We start from the raw sequence: 21,718 nt of genomic DNA, 5'->3' as shown, positions 1-21,718 counted from the left end.
CGGCTTCATTTTGAACATGGTTTTTGCTAATGCCAACTGTAAGTCGTTAGCGTCCAAGTGCTTTATCGAATTCAGCCCAACATTCCGTCATATCGATGACGGTTTTGTTTTTTCTTGCCTGGTCGATCATGATAGCCGTTAAGCCCGCTTCCAGAGCATCCACAACAGAAACTTTGAGCGGTGTACCATGAAGCATGTGATTAACGACTTCTTGTGCCATTAATTCATCTGAGCCGTAGTGACCATCATAAGCGGTGCCTTCGTACTGCTTGTCGGTTAAACAGTTGGTGGTTCGGGCATCGTGGACTTTAAAAAAGTTACGGACAAAATCACCTTCCGCCATCCCGTCGGTACCGATTACGCAAAAACGACGGAACTCATCAGGGACATTTAAGTTCGCATGAAACGATAGTGTGGCACCGCCTTGATATTCAATGATGGCATTTTGGTAGTCAATGATATCAGCATCGCTATCAAACACGGCGTTAGTGCTATTCCAGCCGCTGGGCTTGGTGTGATACATCTCGGAATCGGTGGTCACGGCTCCTGTCGGCGCATGTTCGGGCGTAAATGATTTTCTACCGCCGAAGCTGGCAACGCGTACCGGGCGCTCACCAACGAGCCCTTGGTAAAGGTCGATGTCATGGCAGCATTTTTCTAAAATATAAGGTCCGGCGTATTTCTCCATTCTGCGCCAGTCTCGCATGAAAAAGGCACCATGGTGGGGAGGAATATGTTCGGTCGCTTCAATCGAAGTGATTTCGCCCAGTGTACCTTGTTTCTTAGCGCTGATTAAATCCTGATATAGCGGTGAATAGCGTAGTACCAGCCCCACGATGATTTTATCTTCACCGTACTCCTTTACCAGTTTGGCTAGCTCAATACTTTGTTTCTGATCGATGACGACCGGCTTTTCCGTAAATACCGTATAACCAGCATGTAAACCAGCACGAATATGCTCAAGATGCATAAAATTGGGTGTACCTACCATCAGCAAATCAAAGCCTCCGGCACTGAGCATTGCTTCAAGGTTTTCATAAGACTGGCCGGGTTCTATGCCAAATTGGTGTAAATTTGGTAGTCCGGCTGGCACGGGGTCAACATAACCTGCGATTGAAAAGTCTGGGTCTGCTTTGCTCATGTCTCTAAGAACGTGAGAAAGGCGATGCCCCAATCCAATTATCCCTACTTTCATTTTTCCTCCCTGACCAGTTACGTGATGAGCCAAGCTCGGTTCTGGCAAGACAAATTGTTCAATAGATGAGCGTTATTTAATCTATCCTATTTACTTCACAAAAAAAAGTAAATAAAGATTTTTAATAAAATGTTTTTGCTGTGATTTTTAATATATTTATATAAATCAATATATTATTTATTTATTTATTTTTTTAGTTTTTTTATATGAAATCTTTTTTGTTGATATTGGTGTTATTTTTCTCTATTTTGGCTAAAGGTTACAAATGGCAGGTGACCCATTTCAACCATGTATCAAGGGGAAACACAATTTGGATTGTCAATATTTTATTGGTGTGGATGGTGGCGGCACTAAATGTCGAGCTCGTTTAATGAATGTCGATGGTGAGATTCTCGCTGAATGTGCAGCGGGGGCAGCCAATATTTATTCTGCATTTGATAAAGCACTCGAAACCGTAAGCCGTCTGATCGCTGATGTTTACTTACAGGCCAATTTGCCTTTTGAATCTTCTGCTTGTACTAGTGTGGTGCTCGGCTTAGCGGGAGCCAACGTCGAGTCCTACCGTCAGTGTGCTCATAAGGCACTTCAAGGTTTTGCACATGTGAAGGTCGTGTCTGATGCGGAAATTGCTTGTATCGGCGGTCACTTAGGTGAGAGCGGTGCCGTGCTAATCACAGGCACAGGCAGCCAAGGTGTGAGATGGGATGGCAGGCAATTTAGTCGAGTCGGAGGGTGGGGGTTTAGCCTTGCAGACCAAGGCTCCGGTGCGATTTTAGGACGCCGGGCGGTTCGGTATGCACTACAAGCTCATGAGCATTTAATTGAGCCGACAGCCCTAACCCGAGAAATCATGAGTCAATTTGACAACTCGCCAGAACAGATGCTGACTTGGTCAACCAACGCGACGCCTGCCGATTGGGGCCAGTTTGCGCCTGTAATTTTTCACTACGCTGAACTTGGCGATGCGGTCGCAACACAACTGGTGCGGCAAACCGCAAGTGAAATAGATCAAATGCTGGACTATTTAACACATCAAGGTGAGAACGGAGCGACTTTGATGGGTGGGCTGGCTAAGCCGATTGTGCCATGGCTATCAGCTCGTAATCAGGCTGTTCTAATCGATGCCAAAGGTGATGCGCTTGATGGCGCATTGATATTGTCGCGTTTGTCCTGTGAATCCATATAATGCACGAACGCTCCGTAACTAATCGATAATTTTGAGTTGAATTATGCCGACACCACCGTCCATCACGACCCGTTTACTCCGTTTGATTGTTGAACATGCTTCCATTAGCCAATCTGACTTAAAGGTGCGGAGTACACTGAGTATGTCAGCTGTTTCCCAAGCGACGAATAAGCTGTTGAACAAAGGTATTATTCGTGAGTTAGGATTACGTAAGGTCTCAATGGGAAGACCGAAAACGCTGTTGGGGATTAACCCTGATTTCACATGTGTGATTGGCGTTCAGCTTAATACAGAGCGTAATCTTATTGTGATGACTGACTTGGCCGGTACTTTGATTGGTGAGCAACAGATTTCAACCGGTAAGTTAACACCAAAGCAGCTTGGTGACGCGTTAGCTAAGTTTATGAAATCTACTGCGTCACATAGAAATATCGGTGCCATTGGCCTTGCAATATCAGGGGTTGTTGATCCTGATTCTGGCCGCTGTTTACGTTCATTTTTGCTTGACTGGAATAATGTCGATATTGCTTCTCAGTTGGCTGAGCGTTTTTCGATTCCGGTATTTATTGAAAATGATGCCAATGCATTAGCACTGGCTTCGGTCGTATTTGGCCAAATTGGGCAGTCCTCATCAGCAATTATTGCTACTTTTGGTCAAGGGATCGGTGCGGGGATTATTATTAATCGCCAGTTATATCGCGGTCGTCATGGAAATGCCGGTGAAATCGGGAATGGGTTGTTGGGCGATGGTTCCGAACGAGAATTAGAAAGCGTGGCATCGTCGCGGGCAATTTTGCAGTATTTGTTGCATCATGACCCGGATATTGATAAGCAAAATCCGCCACGTACTTTACAGGAGTTAGAGCTTAACCCGAGCCCGATGGCGATTGAGACTCTGACGAATGCAGGACATCACCTTGGTGTGTCTTTGGCTAATTTATCCATTGCCTTTGACCCTGATATTGTTTATCTGACCACAGAACCTCAAACGGTATCGCGCATTTTATTTGATCAAGTTCTTCAGAGCTTTCAAAAATACCGATTGCGTGTCACGCCTCAAGTGACGCCGCTTCATTTTCTCACTGAATCACGGATGTGGGCACAAGGTGCCGCCGGTTTTGCGGTGAATCGATTGTTGGATATGTTGGCTAGTGAGATAGATAATGAAAAATAGACGCACTGATTTGTCGTTGTCCTAGGGGTTTCATATTACTCAAAAGTGAGAATCTTATAGGCTGGCAATGGACACCTTTTCCGATTTTTTCCTTTTAATCAGAAAATGATGAATCATCGTTCGGTTTAGCAGAAACTTCCAATGAGAACCTTGCTTCGCAGCAAGGTTTTTTTGTGGTCAGGTCAGGCTATTCAAAACATGTTTTGGGACACTCGCGGATCGCTACATCTGCTGACATGTATTTATTTTTGCTTATTTTTTCCCCGACTTGGGTCCAGCCATATAGTGGGATGCCCGGGTGTTCCAGATTTTTTTCAATTTGATAGAGTTTGAATTTGAAGAACTGTTTTAAATGGGGCGAGTCACCAGATTTCACTGCAACGACCAGATATACCTGCTTTGATGTTTTGATGAATCCAAAACTCCGCACCAGAATATTTGAAACAGAAACATTAATGCCAAAGAGTGTAAATCGATCACCTGCCGGTGTAGGCACAATAGAGTACGTTGCATCACTATCCTTGATATAAACCGAGAGCGTCGGGTCAGGATGGGATGTGTTGTTATCAAACCTCGAATAAAAAACAGCATCAAGGATGCCATCTGAGTTTAAATCTAAATGATTTAATCCACTGTTTAACTCGAAAAAGGTGGCTGCAGGGTAAGCATAAAAAGGGTGTAAGAGCAGCACAATTAAGTATAAATACTTCATTTGTTGACTGCCTCTTTTTTGGTTACCAAATGAGTACGATTCATAATGTAACTGTATAAGTTAGGGATAGCCAAGCCGGTAAATGAGATGATAATCCCGATGATCTGGTATTGATCAGGGATGAAACCGGTAAACATAGCGAAGATAGTGGCAAAAACCGGAATTAAATTAAAGAATAATGAGGACTCTGTCGGTCCGATTTTTCTCACGGAGTGGACCCACAAGAGGTGAGGAATGCAGGTTGTAAATATCGCCATATATAGTATGAGCCCCCAAGCCTGAGTGTTTATTTCTGTCAAGGCACTGAATAAATTCAGATGAAATGAGCTCAGTAAGACAATACAAATTGAGCCAAAGAACATCAGAATGAATGTTAACTGAAGTGGTTCTATTTGAGATTTTATCTTCGTTGAAAAAATGGTATAGACACTCCAAGAAAGTGTGCCGACAAAAATGATTAAATCACCTTTAATCATAAATTGACTATCATGCAATGGTGAACCTATCACCAGAAAAACGCCAATCATACAGAGTAAAAGAGCAATGACGTGAGATAAATTGACTCGCTCGATATTAAACCGACTGGCAATCAATAAAGTCATCAGCGGTGAAAGAGACACAATGAGTGATGCATGGATCGGTGATGTATCGTTGAGCCCGTAAAAAAGTCCCAGATTAAACCCTGCAATTCCGAGTATCCCAAGGAAAAACAGAAAAATGTAGTTCCTCACTGACAGCGGGGTGGTCATTCGGGGCTGTCTAAAAAGGCAGATCCCGCCGAGAATCATCGTACTCAACACAAAACGAATCGAGAGTAGCGCTAATGTGTCCACCTGTTGTAGTGCGATTTTTATCACCACAAAATTGCTTCCCCATAGGATGACAGCAATCAGTACGCCAATATAATATTTGTAGGCATGATTCAAAATAGATTTCTCATCGTGTTTGTTGTGGGAATATTTAAGGCTGGGAGGCATATCTTACTAACCGAAACCCTAAGTCTGGTCTTTTATGATGACGGGAATGGATATCGCAATTTGCCAGTGAGTTGTCGCTGATAATAAAGCTCCCCCCACAGTAATAGTAAAGGACATTGTTGCCATCCAGATTAAAGACTTCACCTGTCCATTCTGCAACATTACCGGACATATCAAACAGATTGAGTTCATTGGGTTGTTTCTGTCCGACAACATAAGGAATTTCTTGTTGTGATAAATCATCCGTTGGAAACCACCCTACCGTATCTTGTTGATCTGAGCCGGCAAACAGTGTGCCATATGTCTGGTTTTTTAATGCTTCTTGCCCTCCGCGAGCTGCAATTTGCCATTCAAAAATACTGGGAAGGCGATAACCGGAAGCCGAGTCATCCACTGTAACAATCCCATCTTCGGGACGTTCAAAAATAGGATTGTTTGACTTATCTAAATAGTAAGGGGATAGGTTGAAATAACGGCTGATCATATTTGAAAAAATAATAGCATCCCACCATGATATATTCGCAGCGGCTATATTTGATTCTTCTTTATTAGTGTTTCTAATGATATTACCCTGAACTAAATTATTTTGAATTGCCCAGTTTTTGACTTGATCAAACAATGATCGGGTTACTTCTGTTTGCATGATGTAGAAAGACTTTATCGTCACATTTGTGTGTTTTTCATACGGCTGTTGACCAAAAACGTCACCGACGTAATAGTCTCCTGCTTGCACAAGTGATTCTTTTAATTTAGGTATATTATCAGTGGATGAAAAAACAGAAAAATTGATCAATAAAATACATAAAAATAAGAAATGACGCATCAATTAATAACCTCAATTTCAATTGGAGTCAGGGGGGTTGAACAGCAAGCTAAAATATAGCGTTCTTTTATTTCTGTTCGCGAAATACCGCCGGAGTGATCCATGTTGACCTGACCTTTATTTAATAATACTTTACAGCGGCCACAAAATCCGGCCCGGCAATTATAGTGTAAGTCTATGCCAAAGTTCAATGCAGTGTCTAATATAGGGTTTTCTTTATCAAGCGGGAACTCAATTATTTTTTCATTGATGATACATTTATTATTTTTCATTTTTATCTCTTATTATCTAATTGATCTAGTTTTGAAGGTGATTTTCGATGAAATAATCTATTTTTGATCTCTTTTCTAATCGTGTCTTGTTCTTCAAGGAAAGATTTTGTAGAGATTGAGTTTTCTTCAATTCGTCTTAGTAGATAGGGAAGTGAGCTTTCCATTGGTCCATAGGGAACATATTTACTCGTTTTAAATCCATATTGTTTCAGACGATTGGTTAAATGATCAGAAAGTCCATAAAGTTGACCGGACCAAGCATGGGATAGCACAGGGTATTGAACGATTTTATCAACACTTTCATTATTATGCGTCGCAAAGAAAGGAGAGAAATAATTAATGTTGGTTGCAATAAATTCAATAGCAGATGAATAATTATTGTCAGTTTCTTCCTTCGTCGAGAAAATAGGAAATTCAGACATGTCTGAACAATGTTTTCGCTCATCTTCCAAGTAGGCACCCCGAACCAGTTTAATGCCCGCTGTGAAATGATGTTGAATCGATTCTTGATAGCAATGCTTGAGAAATGCCAGTTTATCTTTGAGATAGCATTGGATAGTTAAGTAAATCACGGTTTGGTTGGTGTTATATTTCTTCATACATTGGATGACAAGCTCATCAACCGCGGGTTGAATCCAAGACTGCTCCGCATCGACCATCACTTTTACATGATGCTGAGACGCAATTTGAAATATATCCTCATAACGTTGCTTAATTTGGTTCCAGTCATTTATTTCATTTGGCGAAAGGCATTGACGATGAGATATCTTCTGATAAATCAGGCTTGAACCAATGGAAGAGGGCTTAATAACCACAAATGGAATATGCTTTTTGTGACTCGATAGTTTGATCAAGCTGATAGTATTATCGAGTGCGGCCTGAAATCCCGATGAGTGATTAACACCTTCGACAGCATAGTCAAGCAAACTAGCGGTTCCATCTCGGCTGAGTTTATCTGATGTGTGAATGGCTTCATTGATATTCTCTCCACCAAAATATATTTTATATATAATGTTGTGAAACTTTGATCGTACACCTTTAGTGATTAACCATTTGAATAATTTCACAAATAACATGCCAATATATTTATTAGATAAAATAACAGATGATAAATATTTAAAAATCAACTCTAAATTCGAGTGCCGAGAATACATTGATTCCTCTCCATAGGATATCCATTATGATAAAAGTAAGGCAAGTAATCATGACACATTACTTGCCTCTATTATATTAAGCGGATAATTCAGCTAACTCTTTAACTTCAGATGTTTGGCCACGATATAGACGTCTAACTATATTGTCATCCTGGAATTCTTCTCTTTCGTGAATAACTCTGCGGTTATCCATAATGAGAAGTTCATTACTTTTCCAATAATGCTTATAATAATATCGGTCTTGCTTGTAGAACGATTCAAGTTCTTTGAAGAATTTGTCATTCTCTTCCTGTGAAAAACCAACGATTCTGGATTCCCAACTAGCTGGCTGACCCTCATGGAATGGAAAATAGATCAGCATTTTTTTAATCCAGCCTAAGTCGGTAAAGACCGGTACATCGAACCAACCTTCCGGAGAAACATCAGAGTAATAACCTTTTTCTAAAACACGCGCTTGGAATGTCTCATTTTCCAGGATATCTTTCAGGTGCCCCGGCATTTCTTGGTTTGCAAGGACATGATCGACAACGGTTGTCGCACCTCTGAATTTCATGTTTTCGATGGTGTTGGAATAAAGAAAAACATGGTCCACAGCAGTGAGTAATAATCCACCATCCGCATGGAGTGGTAATTGCCCACGGCCGGTAACAATTTTTCCTTTTTCACCATCGAGCTTGAGTGTATCGACATAACCAAATCCGACACCGATTCGCTCTTCAGAATACTCAACTATTTCACCATAAGTGGTATAAAAATCTCGGAAGTCATTTGCATCAAGTTTAATGTCTTGAACAACCAAGAACCCTTTCTCTCTTAAGAGCTGTTTAATTTCTTCAGGTGTTGATTGTCTGAAGTTTTCCTCAGTCATTCTGGCACCAAAGCTGGTACTCATGATTGGTTCGTAATCCATTGGTTTTATACTCCTATTTCTGACGTTGTTTTTAATACTCGGTTAAAATGTTTTTGGGCATCTCCGGCACTAAACGAAAGCCGGTGAACTTCTTTAGATTCTTTTCTTGCGGTTTCTAAAAGCTCAAAATACTTATGATTCATCACTTTTTTCGTCGATTGGAAAGACGGTGTCGGGTAGGCCGCCAATTTCTGTGCTTCGTTAATCGCAGTTGCCAAAAGTTGATCGGGTTGTGTCATTGCATCGGTGAGATAAAGTTGAATCGCTTGCGGTGCATCCAGTTCATCACAACCGTAAACAATTGACTTCATTGCGTTATAGCCAATGCAATGCGATAGTATTTGAGCGCCTAAAGAACATCCAATCCCGTGTTTTAATTCAGGCATAATGAATTTTCCGGTGGATGATATGATCCGGACATCAAACATCATGGCGAATTGAAAACCCATCCCAATCGCATAACCGTCGATTGCCGCAACGGTTGGCTTTCTGACGTTGAGTACAGTCTGATATAAGTCAATGACTCTATCGATCCATCGATCAACTTCTATCCCGCCTTTGAGGTTGCGGACTTCATTAAAATCGCCCCCGGCACTAAAAGAGCGATTCTCACCACCATGAACGACGATGGCACTGATATTGGTATCGTGATCCGCTTCAATCAAAGCCGCTTTCACGGCATCTTCAAGTTCTTCACTAAATGGATTATGAATACTTTTATGATTGAGTGTAATAATTCTGATAGTATTAATATCAGAAATTTTAATTGTCATGATATTACTCCGTAATAATTTTTTTAATTTCATTTAAGTTGTAATCATGAATATTAATGCGACCTAATATCAATGATTGATACATCTTGTATGTAAATAAATTCTTCTCGTAATAATTATCAACTTTCACACCAAGTGTATTGGCAAATGATTGATCAACGGCTGAGCCTTCATGGATACCGATTTTTTTACGCCAGACAATTTCATCAGGTAGTTTTTTGAATGAATCAACATATTTTCTAAGAATGTATTTATTTTCATTGTCTCTGATTTTTAATTTGTGATTCATATTTTCACATAATGAAATGAGTCTTCTTGTCCAGAACGGGTGTCTGATATCAAATCCAAGTTCGCGAGGTCCAAGCGTTGAAAACTCTGAAGTCCATTGAGTTCGATAAACTAATTGGCTCAATTCGTGGTTTGGGTCATGCTGACTACTCGGGTTGATGACGCCACCAAACAATAAATCTGAACCATAACCAGTCAGTAGCAGTTCTGAGTTTTTATTTGCCATTTTGTAGACATTAAATAAACCAGATTGAATTTCTGCAGAGAGCCCATCAAAAATTTCATTGTAATAAATCGATTCAATGACACCATTGATAATATCTTTCTCATCTAATATTTTATTTTCGTGAGTGGTATGCAGGCACTCTGAAACGATCTCTGCATATGGAAATTCATTGAAAGACTCAGTGCCTATTGAATAGGTGTAAATATTATCAAACTGCTCACTTGCCAATAGCGTAATGAGACTGGAATCAAGCCCACCAGAGAGAGGGATGCCGACTTTGTCATACTTTTTGTACGAATCACTGATCGGTGCTTTGATGTATTTATCAATGATTTGAAGAAGAGGATCTTCATCAAAATTGGTCTCGCAACCGTTGCTACAAAAGAGTAGGTCTGACGTTTGATTATAAAAGTACCCTTTACGGTCAAAAGATATTTCATTAATACTGGCAGGTCTTAGTTTAATTGCATTATGGATCGGAGAGTAATTATTTTCTCTTGGACCATCGACACACACCAGGCTCGGGCTTTTGAAATGAATAGCTTTATCACCTTCAACACTGGCAAATACTTTCAAGTTATTTGTAATCCATAATGAATGCTTATCGTAAGATGAAATAATACTGACAGGATTCATTCCAAATGGGTTGGTTATGACTTGGTATGTCGAATCACCATTCTCCATAATAATACAAAAATCGCCTTCCAATAAAGACAGTGATTGAAAGCCTAGTTGCTTTATCATGATCATTATGATGTGTGCCGGTTCTACATTATTCGCATTTGAGCATAAGTTTGACACAAGTTCATGAATAAAATCTAAGTTATGTATATCACCAATTAAATGGATGGTTTCCCCCGCGTTGTACTGACTATATTTCTCTTTTTTTCCAACACATAATATTCCATCCGAGATGGAAATTACATTACAGTTAAATGAGTTTTCTATTTTTTTCTCTATATTTTTATTGGCTTTTTTTATTAAAGAAAATCCTGTCTCCATGGAAACCTCTGTTGAGTTGAATTAATCATAAATAAATCCTTTGAGTTGGATAATCTAGACAACCTTAATTTTTTGTCAATGTTGGTAAATTTATAAACGCTATTTGGATCACATTATTAATGAATTATTAACACAATTTAAATAAATTAATTTTTTCAACCTAAATTGAATTTTTACTATATTTTTTTCAATTTATCATTTGATTAATATATATCTATGAATAATATGGCATTAATTGTTCAGTGACAGATGATTTTCTTAATTATATAGCATGTAATTAATATTTTAATCATTGTATATATATGATTAATAATCACTAATTAAATGTTAAGATATTATTTATTTTGTTACATTATATGTAATTTTCTGTTTGGTCATTATATGGTTATGAATCATATTTATTAATTAAGTAATGGTGTGAAAGTGTTTTTAATAATATTTAAGTTGTTGATTTTGTCAGTTATGTAATCATTTAATCGCTCATTTATTTAATCGTTTTATTACTCAGTTGTTTCATGGTTGAATCATTGTATATAGCAATAGAATTTGGTTCTAAAGGTGGGTAGACACTGTTTTTTAGCGTCACAACAATGTGCTCACTGAATACAGAAGTAACTGATACTCAGGCTGAGAAATTAAGATATTTGACTGAGAAGTCCGGCATCATTGATGGCGGTTGGGAAAATGACGACGAAGGGGGAAGTGGCTCTTCATGCTGCGATAAAGCAGACAATGAATAAGAAGCATACTCGTTGTGGTTGGTAATGGCATGGAAAGCCTTGTTGTCGCAAGGCTTTTTATATTTTTGTTGATATCCGGTAAGGTGTTATGCCTGAATCAAGGCGACCGCTTCGCGGGTGAGGCGGGCGACTTCTTCCCAGTTTCCGGCTTCAATCAGTGATTTTTCGACCATCCATGTTCCCCCACAGGCTATCACGCGAGGGATATCGAGGTAATCTTTGATGTTTGATGGTTTGATACCACCGGTCGGCATCAGCTCCAGATTGGTATACGGTGCAAGCAAAGACTTAACCATGTTGATCCCACCCGATGGCTCCGCAGGGAAGAATTTCATGGTGGTGATTCCCATTTCCAGTGCGGCTTCAACCACGCTCGGGTTATTGATTCCCGGAATGATTTCAATGCCGAGTTCCTGACAGGCCAGGACTGTATTGGGATTAAAACCGGGAGAGACAATAAATGTCGCTCCCGCTTCTTTGGCGGCGATAACCTGCTCCCGGTTGAGTACGGTACCAGCACCGATTAGCATGTCTGGCTGTGATTCACGCAGCAGACGAATGGCTTCGGCAGCTGCATCTGATCGGAAGGTGATTTCGGCTGCGGGCAGGCCGTTTTCAGCCAGCACTTTGCCCAGAGGAATGATGTCCTCGGCTTTGTCGATTGCAATCACAGGAATAATTTTAATAGCTTTGATTTGCTGTTTAATGTCTGACATGGTTGTTCCTTATTAAGAAATCAGAGCGGCTTGAGTGTAGATGTTGTCGATAATGGCGCCGCGATGTTGAATCACTGTTCCCGCGAGTTTGTTGCCTCGCTGGCACGCCTCAACCAGATCGTATCCGGCTAAGTAGGCCGATAGAAATCCGCCATTGAATGAATCACCGGCGGAGGTCGTATCGACCACCTGTTCAACCGGGGTGGTGGCGACGGTTTGAGCTGGCAAACCGTGAGCCTCAACGAGACATCCATCAGCCCCCGTTTTGACTACACAATGCTTTACTCCCAGCGTTTTCAAACGGTTGAGCGTGTGTGTCGGTGTATTATCTCCCCACAATTGTTGCTCGTCATCAAATGTGACCAAGGCTAAGTCGGTAAGCCGATACATGGCTTCGTAGATCGTTTTCACGGTGACATGATGATCGTCGGGCCACAGTGCCGGACGGAAGTTACTGTCAAATGCAATTTCAACCCCTTGTTGGCGCAGTTTTGCCAGCAGGTTGAGCAGATCCATTCGATCTTGTTCCGGCAGAATTGCGAGGGTAATGCCGCTGAGGAAAACCATATCGACATGGCTCAGAGCGGCTTTGATTCCGTCAATATCGGGATGTTGCATTAAATAACGCGCTGCCGATTGATGACGCCAGTATAAAAATGTCCGCTCTCCCTGATCGTCGAGTTGAATTAAATATAGCCCCGGAGAGCGGTGTTCATCACGCAATACCAATTCAGTATCGAGCCCTTCCTGTTGCCAACGTGAGATCATACCCTGGCTGAGTGGATCGCTTCCCAACGCGGTAACATAGGAGACCTGAATATTCGCCGGATCCTGATTGGCAGTACGACCCCGGCACAGATAAACGGCTGCGTTGAGGGTATCACCGCCAAATGTTTGTTGCATCGGACCGAATGGTTTGCCATTCAACTCAATCATACACTCACCGATAATGGCGATATGTTTCATTCGTTAATCCCTCACTTCAAAATAGCGTTGCGCATTACCAAAACAGATATTCTCAACCATCGGACCGAGTAACGAGAAGTCATTGGGGACTTCGCCATTTTCGACCCAGCCTCCTAACATATTGCACAGAATCCGCCGGAAATACTCGTGACGGGTATAAGAGAGGAAGCTACGTGAGTCGGTCAGCATCCCGACAAACTGGCTGAGCAGGCCAAGCTGTGACAGTTGCTCTATCTGACGCTGCATTCCGTCTTTTTGATCGTTAAACCACCATCCTGATCCAAACTGAATTTTTCCGGCAATCCCGCCACCTTGGAAGTTACCAATCATGGTCGCCATCATTTCGTTGTCTCTCGGATTGAGGCAATACAAAATGGTTCGGGGCAGGGCGTCGGTCTTATCCATTTCATCTAAGAGATGAGCCAGTTCAAAAGCAAACGGCCGATCACCAATTGAATCGAAACCCGAATCCGGACCGAGTTGGGCGAACATACGGCTGTTATTGTTCCGTTGTGCACCAATATGGAGTTGCATAACCCAACCAAGCTTGGCGTAACGCTGACCGAGCCAGACTTGCACCGCGGTTGAAAACTGGGCGCATTCCAATTCAGAGAGCGTTTCACCATTGCAGCGACGTCTCAGCAGGGTATCAAGTGCTTTTTCATCCGGGATCGGCGCATAGCGTACAATCTCAATCCCGTGGTCTGCGGCACGGCAGCCGTGGGCATCGAAGTGAGCCAGACGCTGATCGAGTGCGCTGAGTAAATCACTGAAGCATTCGATATTGATGTCAGCGACTTCCCCCAGCTTGTGGATGTAGTCAGCGAAACCATCGAGTTCTATTTTGAAGACTTTGTCCGGACGCCAGCTTGGCAGAACCGCGATATCGAAATCATTATCCTGAGCAATGGTTCGATGGTGTTCGAGTGAATCGATCGGATCATCGGTGGTGCCGACCATGGCAACGTTCATCTGTTGCATGATCCCCCGGGCAGAATAGTCTGGCATGGCCAATCGTTCGTTGCACTGTTCCCAGACCGCATTCGCGGTTTGCGGCCCCAACAGGGTATTGGTGATGCCGAATGGACGACGCAGTTCCAGATGCGTCCAGTGATACAGAGGATTCCCTAATGTTTGCGGCACCGTATTTGCCCAAGCGAGATATTTGTCATAGTCGCTGGCATTCCCGGTGATCTGGTGTTCAGGCACCCCTGCCGAGCGCATTGCCCGCCATTTGTAGTGATCTCCTGCGAGCCAGATTTGGGTCAGATTTTCGAATTGACGGTTATTCGCGACCTCTGCCGGACTCAGATGGCAGTGATAATCATAAATCGGTTGATGACAGGCGTATTCGTGATAGAGACGACGCGCAGTTTCCGTATTCAGCAAAAAGTCTTCATCCATAAAGTTCTTCATTGGGTTCCTCCTGACAGTGCTGCGACCGTTGCGCGGGCACCATGATCCAGTAACGATTGATAGGCGTGACTCACAGCTTCAATGACTTGTGGGTTCTGGCCCAGTTCGCGAGAGAAAATCGCTTCCACACTAAGTAATGCCGGCACAACCGATACATTGAGTCCGTGTTGATCACAGATATCACGGAGCTGCTTTGCCATCGGATCGCGCACATCAATCTCATTGCCATGCTCATCAACACCTGAGACATAACGCATCCAGCCGGCAATCCCGGTTGCAATCCACGAAAAATCACTGCCATGAGCCAGATGATATTTCAGGCTGTGACCCATCCGTTGTGGAATTTTTTGACTGCCGTCCATCGCAATTTGCCAGGTGCGGTGCTTGAGACTTGGGTTGCTGAAGCGTTCAATCAGTTGGGTGGCATAGGCTGTCAGGTCGGTTCCTTGCGGCATATTGAGTGATGGAGCCTGCGCTTTGAGCATCATGTCGAAAGCGGCCTGACGATAGCCTGCATCCGTCATCGTGTCAGAGATATGCTCATAGCCACCGAGGTAGCCGAGATAAGCGAGAAACGAGTGACTCCCGTTGAGCATTCTCAGTTTCATCTCTTCATAGGGGACGACATCGTCAACAAACTCTGCGCCCGCCACATCCCATTCGGGACGCCCGGCAGCGAAGTTATCTTCAATCACCCATTGACTGAAGGGCTCACAAGCAATCGCACATGGATCGTCGCAGCCCAACAATGTTGCAATTTCGTCGAGTGTATCAAGCGTTGCTGCCGGTACAATCCGATCAACCATGGTGCAAGGGAACGTAACATGGGTTTCGATCCAGCGGTGAAGCTGCGGATCCAGTTGGCGGGAGAATTCAAGTACCGCGGCTCTGGCCACATGCCCGTTTTCTTGGATGTTATCGCATGACATGACCGTAAAAGGCTGTAAGCCTCGTTCATAACGTCGTTTCAGCGCCTCAACGATATAACCGAGCGCTGATTTGGGGGCGTGCGGTGTTTGTAAATCCTGTTGAATCAGAGGGTGAGTCAGGTCTAGCTGACCTGTCGCCGGATCGACACAATACCCTTTTTCGGTGATGGTCATCGAGACGATTGCCACTTGCGGTTCCGCCATTTTCTCCAGTACCGCTTCAATACTGTCCAACTTCGGATGGCATGACTCGGTCACGGCACCAATCACTTTGACAACCGTTTCCTCTGCACCTTTTTCTGCGACGGTGTAGCAGTGATCCTGACGGCGCAGTGCGGTGATCAGGTCTTCACTGGTGAAGAGACTGACTTCGCAGATTCCCCAGTCACTGGCGGTTTTTTGTAACATTTCATGGGTGAAGAGCGCCTGATGTGCGCGGTGGAATGCGCCGAATCCTAAGTGAACTATTCTCGTCACCAGACGGTTTCGATCATATTCTGGTAAAGATACGCCAGAATTGAGTTGTGTATTCGCTATAGTCTTCATGTTGCTCTCTTCTCAGATTGAAATACGATGATGGTTCTCAGTTGGCTGACCGTTGACGATCAGCTGCCGGTTTTCCGTCATAGGGAGTTGAATCTCGATGCAATCATAATCGGGTTGGAAGTCACCCGTTTTCGAGACGGAGACCTGAACCGATTTGGCATCGGTTGTCACAGCGACAGACAGCTCGGCATATTGACCGTTCTGATAGGCATAACTCTCACCGTCATCGTCAAAAATGGTTTGCGAAAAATGATGTGTGCCCTGAGCCGGGAAAATCAGTAGCACCCGCTGGTTGTCATGCCGGGTATTTGCGACACCGGTTTCCGGGTTGAGCGGCAGTACACAGCCGGCTTTGACCAGCAGCGGCAGCGTCTCTAACTCGGCCGGTACAGTGATCGTTTGACCGGCACTAAACCATTGGTGAGTATAGAAGTCATACCATCCGACGGTGTTATCCGGGAGATAAACCTCACGCTGACGTTGATTCGGTTCAACCACTGAAGCCACCAGTAGCGACTGACCGAGCATAAAGTCATCATTTTCCGCCCAAGTGTTGGCATCATGCTCATGATCGAGGAAGGTCGGACGAAGCATCGGTTGATGTTCATGGTGAGCCAGCCACAGCGCATCATAGAGATAAGGCATCAGCTGATAGCGCAGTGCCATCGCTTTGCGAATAATCGGGGTGACTTCCGGGTACATCCACGGTTCATTGACCGTCCCGTCGTCATTCCATGAATGAATGGTAAAACGCGGGTGCATCACGCCATTTTGCACCCAACGGACAAAGAGTTCGGGATCGGGTTTATCACCGGAGAATCCACCGACATCATGGCCGATATTGTACAAACCCGATAGGCTCATGCCCAAGCCCATTTTGATGTTGTACTTCAGGCTCGTCCAGTTGGTGCGGTTGTCACCACTCCAAGTCTGGACGTATCGGTTCATGCCGGGACATCCGGAACGGGAGATCAGGTAAGGCCGTAATTGCGGTGCGAATTCTCGCTGGGCATGGTACGACGCTTTCATCATCAACAGGGGTTGTAACGGTCTGATTAAGCTAACCGGGATGGCGTTGCCGAACCCGTAACAGCGCGCCTCACGATCCCATATTTCATATTCATTGTTGTCGTTCCATGTTGCGTCGATACCGTATTCAAGCAGCTGTTCGGTGACGTTGCTTTTCCACCAGTCGATGGTTTTCGGATTGGTAAAGTCGAGGTGAGAACCCTCCGCATCCCAGAAGACCGAAATTTCCGGAGTATCGCTTTTTGAATCCTGAATAAACAGCCCCTGTTGTTTGACTTCCTGATACATCGGGTGATCATGCAGCAGACAGGGCTTGATATTGGCTGCGAGCTTCAAGCCATGCTGGTGGAAATAGTCCGACATGGCCGTCGGGTCGGGGACTTTGTCATGATTCCAGTGAAAGACGTAACGCTTATCGCCAATTGAGGTATAGCCTGATGAGAGCTGGAAAGAGTCGCATGGGATTTGATGGGCTGCGCACTGATCGACGAAGCTCTCGAGCAGTTCTTGGGCATTAGGCTCGTCGGTATAACGCATTGTCGAACCGCTGTAGCCTAAACTCCATTTCGGGCCGAAGATTGTGCCGCCGGTCAGTTTGACAAATGAGCGGGTGACATCAATGACTTGCGGGCCAAGGATGAAGTAAAAATCCAGATCGCCGTCTTCAGCACGATAGCTACGATATTTGATGTGATAGTTGTCGAGTTCATTGCCCAAGTCAAACCAGCAGCTGGCGAGGTTATCGTAGAACAAACCGTAACTCACATTCTGCGGTGTCCGGGTAATGTAAAACGGGATGTGTTTATAAAGTGGATCTGTCGAGCTGGCGTTGTATCCCATCGCGTCGAGGTTACGCATTTCAAAGCGGCGGCCTTCTCGGTTGAGATTCCCGGTCTTTTCTCCGAGGCCAAAGTAATGCTCGTTATCGCCCCGGTGCATGAAGTGGGCGACCCCTTCGGTGCTTGTCGCGAGCTGAATCGCACCGGTTTTACGATCATGGGCGAGGGGCTGCCACTCCCCTTGAGCATGGTAGTGCCAGTGGAATTGCAAGGGTTGTGTGATGGTCAGTTTCAGGCGGTCGGTAGCGATTTCAACTTCATCATCACTGCGGTTTAACTGATAATCGGGCAGCGAATAGCCTTGCATCGATGTTCTTGCCCGGCCGTTCCAGTCGATATCATCGGCGGCAGGGGAGACGGTCCAGGTTCTGTCGAGGCGCAAGCTTGCATTTTTCTTGACTAGCACGCGGAAGATATCGGGTTCGAGAACAAAGATATGCAGGGTATGTTTTGCATCGCAGCGAAGAATGATTTCGTTACCCTGAGCTGAATCCCATTGCCAATGTTTTAATGTTTTCATCATTTAGTCCTTACACCGGGGCGTCCTTATCGCACGCCCCCAAGAATACCAGTGAGATTAATAGCCGAGGAAGGCTTGAGGCAGTGCTAAGCTGATTTCCGGAATGTAGGTGACCAGCATCAGCGCGAGCACTAAGACTGCATAGAAAGGCAGTAACGGCTTGATAACTTTATCGATTTTCACTTTACCTACCGAGCAACCGATAAACAGTGCACTACCGACCGGCGGCGTACAGATACCGATACAGAGGTTAAATGTCATCATGATTCCGAAGTGAACCGGATCCATCCCCAGATCCATCGCAATCGGCAAAAAGATCGGGGTGAAAATCAACAGGGCCGGTGTCATATCCATAAAGACCCCGACGATTAATAGAATCAGGTTAATGATGAGCAGCACGACGATCGGATTTTCAGATACATTCATCAGTGCATCACTGATCATGTAAGGGATATCGGCATTAGCCATTGCCCAGGACATCCCCATTGAGGCACCGATCAAGAGCAGTACAATTGAGGTGGTGATCACCGACTCCAAAATAATCGCCGGAATTTGTCTGATCGTGACTTCACGATAGAACACCACGGCCAGCATCAGTGTGTAAACCACTGCAATGGCTGATGCTTCGGTCGCGGTAAAGATACCACCGATAATCCCGCCCATAATGATGACAATCAGACCAAGGCTTGGCAGCGCATCGAGTGTTCTTTGCAGTACGATTTGACCACTGGGTTTTTCGGAGACCGGATAGTTGCGTTTTTTCGCAATAATTGCCGCGACAACCATTAAACCTAAGCCCATGATCAGGCCGGGGATGTAACCTGCGAGAAACAAGGCGCCAATCGATGTTCCGCCGGAAATTAATGAATAGACGATAAAAGTATTACTGGGCGGAATCAGTAATCCGGTCGGACAAGAGGTAATGTTGACGGCTGCGGAATATGCCGGATCGTAGCCTTCTTTCTTTTGTAACGGAGACATGGTGCCACCGACCGCTGCTGCGGATGCAACGGCCGAGCCGGAAATTGAACCGAACATCATATTAGCCAGTACATTGACGTGCGCCAATGAGCCCGGTAATTGGCCGCCCAGTACTTTGGCAAAGTTAATCAGCCGTAGGGCGATACCGCCCTGATTCATGATATTCCCTGCGAGAATGAAGAAAGGAATCGCTAACAGAGAGAAGCTATCCAGACCGGAAGCCAGTTTCTGCGAAATAACCGCAATTGCTGCATCAAAAGGGAGCGAGAGCATGACTGTCAGCAGTGATGAAATTGCAATACCAAATGAAATTGGTACACCTAATCCCAAGAAAATAAAGAAGGTACCAAACAGAACAATAATAATTTGCCAATCCATGAGTCAGTTCCTATTTTAATTGGTTAGCCACAGAATCCACTTTATGTGACTTACTGCACATCAGGGTTCTCAGGTTGGTCAAAAAGTCAGTTGACAGATAAATCAACATAAAGATCCCACTGAGGGGAATTGCTGCGTAAACGTAGCCCATTTCGAGACTGAGTGCCGGAGATATCTGACCGGTTTCCAGAACATGCAGCATCAGTTTTCCACCACCGTAAACCATGATTACACTGGCAAAAATGATACTGATTGCATTAATGACAAGCCGAAGAATGCTGTGCTTAGTTGGATTTTTCTCTAAAATTTGTTCAAGTAATTCAATGGCTAAATGGCGTTTTTGTCCCAATGTATATGCCGCGCCCATCAGGCCGACCCATATAAAAAGAAAGCGAGCGAGCTCGTCTGTCGTTGTACTGGGTGTATTCAACACATACCGAGAGAAAACTTGCCAGACGACGCAAATAACGAGGACGCTGGATAAGCCGATGCAGAACATCGACAGTCCTCGATTAATGACGCCTATTAACTTGTCCATAATGACTCCTGGTAAACCAATTTTTGTTATATAAGCATGTAGGGGTAAATTATTTTCCTTAAAATCGCTTGGCATTAGAGCATGTCACACAAAAACAGCCTGTGATCGAACTCTCATTAACATTTGGTCTGAACAGTTGTGGCCATTTTTTATGAAGTTGGTCAACCAATGTGAAATTTTTTATTGAAATTGGTCTGCATTGGCAGCTAACTTAAGGGTGACCTACTAAAGATGAGATGAATAAGGCATGGATCACTCATCCGATAATCTGAAAGATAACGCATGAAAATAACATCACTCTAAAATGGAGAACATTATGCGGTTTAATAAAAAAACGCTGTCTACCCTGATGGCTTGTGTGGCGGCTGCTTCAATTTCTTTTACTGCATCTGCGACCACCATTCTAAAGCTGAGCCATAACCAAGATAGAAATCACCCGGTTCACAAGTCGATGCAATATATGGCAGAAAAAGTGAAAGAGTACACGCACGGTGAGGTGAAAATTCGCATCTATCCGAATGGCCAGTTGGGAACTCAACGTGAGTCGATGGAACTGCTGCAAAATGGTGCTTTGGATATTGCCAAATCAAATGCGAGTGAGCTGGAGTCTTTTGAACCGGCCTATGGTGCATTTAACATCCCTTATATTTTCCATGATCGCGACCACTTTTACCGCGTGCTGACCGGTCAGGTCGGTGACGATATTTTAAATGCATCGAAAGGAAAGGGATTCATTGGTTTAACTTATTATGATGGTGGTGCGCGTAGCTTCTACGCCAAGAAACCAATTAAATCACCTGCTGATCTGAAAGGGATGAAAATTCGTGTTCAGCCCAGCCCTACCGCAGTCAACATGATTAAACTTATGGGCGGTTCACCGACACCTCTGGCTTATGGTGAATTGTACACCGCGCTGCAACAAGGCGTGGTTGATGGTGCCGAGAACAATGAAACGGCTTTAACCAACTCTCGTCATGGTGAAGTGGCGAAATTCTTCAGCATGGATGAACATACCATGATTCCTGATGTGTTAGTTATCAGTGAAGAATCTTGGAATAAACTCACTCCAGATCAACAAGTTGCTATTCATAAAGCCGCGAAAGAGTCGATGTTGTATCACAAAGATCTCTGGACCAAAATGATTGCCGAAGCGCAGGAAAAAGCGAAAACAGCAATGGGTGTTTCTTTCGTGAAAGTTGAGAAGCAGCCGTTTATCGATGCGGTCAAACCGATGCATGATGAAGCATTGAGTAATCAAGCGATTGCAAAATACGTCAAAGAAATTGATGCGTTGGCATCCAATTAAGTAATGTCATCAATGGTTGACCAATATACCTTGGTCAACCAATCTTTAGAGCCCGATGTCGTTGCATCCTTATCCAACAATACCTGTACCCCAGACTAACGGTAGTGAACTAAGTGAGATCT

Annotated in this window: 19 protein-coding genes; 3 read left to right on the top strand and 16 right to left on the bottom strand. The window is 44.0% G+C overall.

Annotated features, from left to right (window positions below; all coding sequences use genetic code 11):
* Positions 1 to 46: 46 nt before the first annotated feature.
* The gene (locus VRK_RS20280; protein ID WP_059123312.1) at positions 47 to 1,195 is read right to left on the bottom strand and encodes a Gfo/Idh/MocA family protein; all 1,149 of its coding nucleotides are present in this window, start codon (positions 1,193 to 1,195) and stop codon (positions 47 to 49) included.
* A 310-nt stretch (positions 1,196 to 1,505) separates the two neighbouring features.
* On the opposite strand from VRK_RS20280, the gene VRK_RS20275 reads away from it, so the two are divergent.
* On the top strand, positions 1,506 to 2,381 hold the full coding sequence (locus VRK_RS20275; RefSeq protein ID WP_157372073.1) for a glucosamine kinase nucleotide-binding domain-containing protein: 876 nt from the start codon (positions 1,506 to 1,508) through the stop codon (positions 2,379 to 2,381).
* 43 nt (positions 2,382 to 2,424) lie between these two features.
* Complete coding sequence (locus VRK_RS20270) at positions 2,425 to 3,555, top strand: ROK family transcriptional regulator (protein WP_059123310.1); 1,131 nt, start codon at positions 2,425 to 2,427, stop codon at positions 3,553 to 3,555.
* Positions 3,556 to 3,742: 187 nt separating this feature from the next.
* Here VRK_RS20270 and VRK_RS20265 read toward each other — a convergent pair whose 3' ends face one another.
* The 15 genes from VRK_RS20265 to VRK_RS20195 form a co-directional block, all read right to left on the bottom strand.
* A complete protein-coding gene (locus tag VRK_RS20265; RefSeq protein ID WP_059123309.1) occupies positions 3,743 to 4,267 on the bottom strand; it encodes a carbapenem self-resistance protein CarG family protein in 525 nt (174 codons plus the stop codon).
* Positions 4,264 to 5,244 (bottom strand): DMT family transporter, encoded by a 981-nt coding sequence (locus VRK_RS20260; protein ID WP_082671489.1) that lies wholly within the window; start codon positions 5,242 to 5,244, stop codon positions 4,264 to 4,266. The genes VRK_RS20265 and VRK_RS20260 overlap by 4 nt, the downstream gene beginning before the upstream one ends.
* A complete protein-coding gene (locus tag VRK_RS20255) occupies positions 5,228 to 6,067 on the bottom strand; it encodes a formylglycine-generating enzyme family protein (RefSeq protein ID WP_059123307.1) in 840 nt (279 codons plus the stop codon). Before VRK_RS20255 ends, VRK_RS20260 begins: the two co-directional genes overlap by 17 nt.
* On the bottom strand, positions 6,067 to 6,339 hold the full coding sequence (locus tag VRK_RS20250; protein ID WP_059123306.1) for a 2Fe-2S iron-sulfur cluster-binding protein: 273 nt from the start codon (positions 6,337 to 6,339) through the stop codon (positions 6,067 to 6,069). The genes VRK_RS20255 and VRK_RS20250 overlap by 1 nt, the downstream gene beginning before the upstream one ends.
* Before the next feature lie 2 nt (positions 6,340 to 6,341).
* The gene (locus tag VRK_RS20245) at positions 6,342 to 7,493 is read right to left on the bottom strand and encodes a proline dehydrogenase family protein (protein WP_059123305.1); all 1,152 of its coding nucleotides are present in this window, start codon (positions 7,491 to 7,493) and stop codon (positions 6,342 to 6,344) included.
* A gap of 76 nt (positions 7,494 to 7,569) precedes the next feature.
* On the bottom strand, positions 7,570 to 8,403 hold the full coding sequence (locus tag VRK_RS20240) for a TauD/TfdA dioxygenase family protein (RefSeq protein WP_059123304.1): 834 nt from the start codon (positions 8,401 to 8,403) through the stop codon (positions 7,570 to 7,572).
* Positions 8,404 to 8,408: 5 nt separating this feature from the next.
* Complete coding sequence (locus VRK_RS20235; protein ID WP_059123362.1) at positions 8,409 to 9,176, bottom strand: enoyl-CoA hydratase/isomerase family protein; 768 nt, start codon at positions 9,174 to 9,176, stop codon at positions 8,409 to 8,411.
* A 4-nt stretch (positions 9,177 to 9,180) separates the two neighbouring features.
* Positions 9,181 to 10,692: an asparagine synthase C-terminal domain-containing protein gene (locus VRK_RS20230; protein WP_059123303.1), complete on the bottom strand. Its 1,512-nt coding sequence runs from the start codon at positions 10,690 to 10,692 to the stop codon at positions 9,181 to 9,183.
* A gap of 826 nt (positions 10,693 to 11,518) precedes the next feature.
* Positions 11,519 to 12,148, bottom strand: coding sequence for a bifunctional 4-hydroxy-2-oxoglutarate aldolase/2-dehydro-3-deoxy-phosphogluconate aldolase (locus tag VRK_RS20225; RefSeq protein ID WP_059123302.1), 630 nt, complete (start codon positions 12,146 to 12,148; stop codon positions 11,519 to 11,521).
* A gap of 12 nt (positions 12,149 to 12,160) precedes the next feature.
* Positions 12,161 to 13,114 carry a sugar kinase gene (locus VRK_RS20220; protein WP_059123301.1) on the bottom strand — a complete coding sequence of 318 codons (954 nt, stop codon included), beginning with the start codon at positions 13,112 to 13,114 and terminating at the stop codon, positions 12,161 to 12,163.
* Positions 13,115 to 13,117: 3 nt separating this feature from the next.
* Entirely contained in the window at positions 13,118 to 14,530 is a 1,413-nt protein-coding gene (gene uxaC, locus VRK_RS20215) for a glucuronate isomerase (RefSeq protein WP_059123300.1), read from the bottom strand.
* Positions 14,527 to 16,005 (bottom strand): mannitol dehydrogenase family protein, encoded by a 1,479-nt coding sequence (locus VRK_RS20210; RefSeq protein WP_059123299.1) that lies wholly within the window; start codon positions 16,003 to 16,005, stop codon positions 14,527 to 14,529. Before VRK_RS20210 ends, uxaC begins: the two co-directional genes overlap by 4 nt.
* Before the next feature lie 12 nt (positions 16,006 to 16,017).
* On the bottom strand, positions 16,018 to 18,396 hold the full coding sequence (locus VRK_RS20205; RefSeq protein ID WP_231735837.1) for a glycoside hydrolase family 31 protein: 2,379 nt from the start codon (positions 18,394 to 18,396) through the stop codon (positions 16,018 to 16,020).
* Positions 18,397 to 18,450: 54 nt separating this feature from the next.
* Entirely contained in the window at positions 18,451 to 19,752 is a 1,302-nt protein-coding gene (locus tag VRK_RS20200) for a TRAP transporter large permease (protein WP_059123297.1), read from the bottom strand.
* A gap of 10 nt (positions 19,753 to 19,762) precedes the next feature.
* Positions 19,763 to 20,290, bottom strand: coding sequence for a TRAP transporter small permease (locus tag VRK_RS20195; protein ID WP_059123296.1), 528 nt, complete (start codon positions 20,288 to 20,290; stop codon positions 19,763 to 19,765).
* Between the two features lie 316 nt (positions 20,291 to 20,606).
* Between VRK_RS20195 and VRK_RS20190 the strand changes: the two genes are divergently transcribed.
* Entirely contained in the window at positions 20,607 to 21,596 is a 990-nt protein-coding gene (locus VRK_RS20190; RefSeq protein ID WP_059123295.1) for a TRAP transporter substrate-binding protein, read from the top strand.
* The last annotated feature ends 122 nt before the right edge of the window (positions 21,597 to 21,718 follow it).

The organism is Vibrio sp. MEBiC08052 (genome assembly GCF_001506075.1).
GTDB lineage: Bacteria > Pseudomonadota > Gammaproteobacteria > Enterobacterales > Vibrionaceae > Vibrio.
Note: the sequence above shows the minus strand (reverse complement) of the source record. Positions and strands in the feature narration are given on the sequence as shown.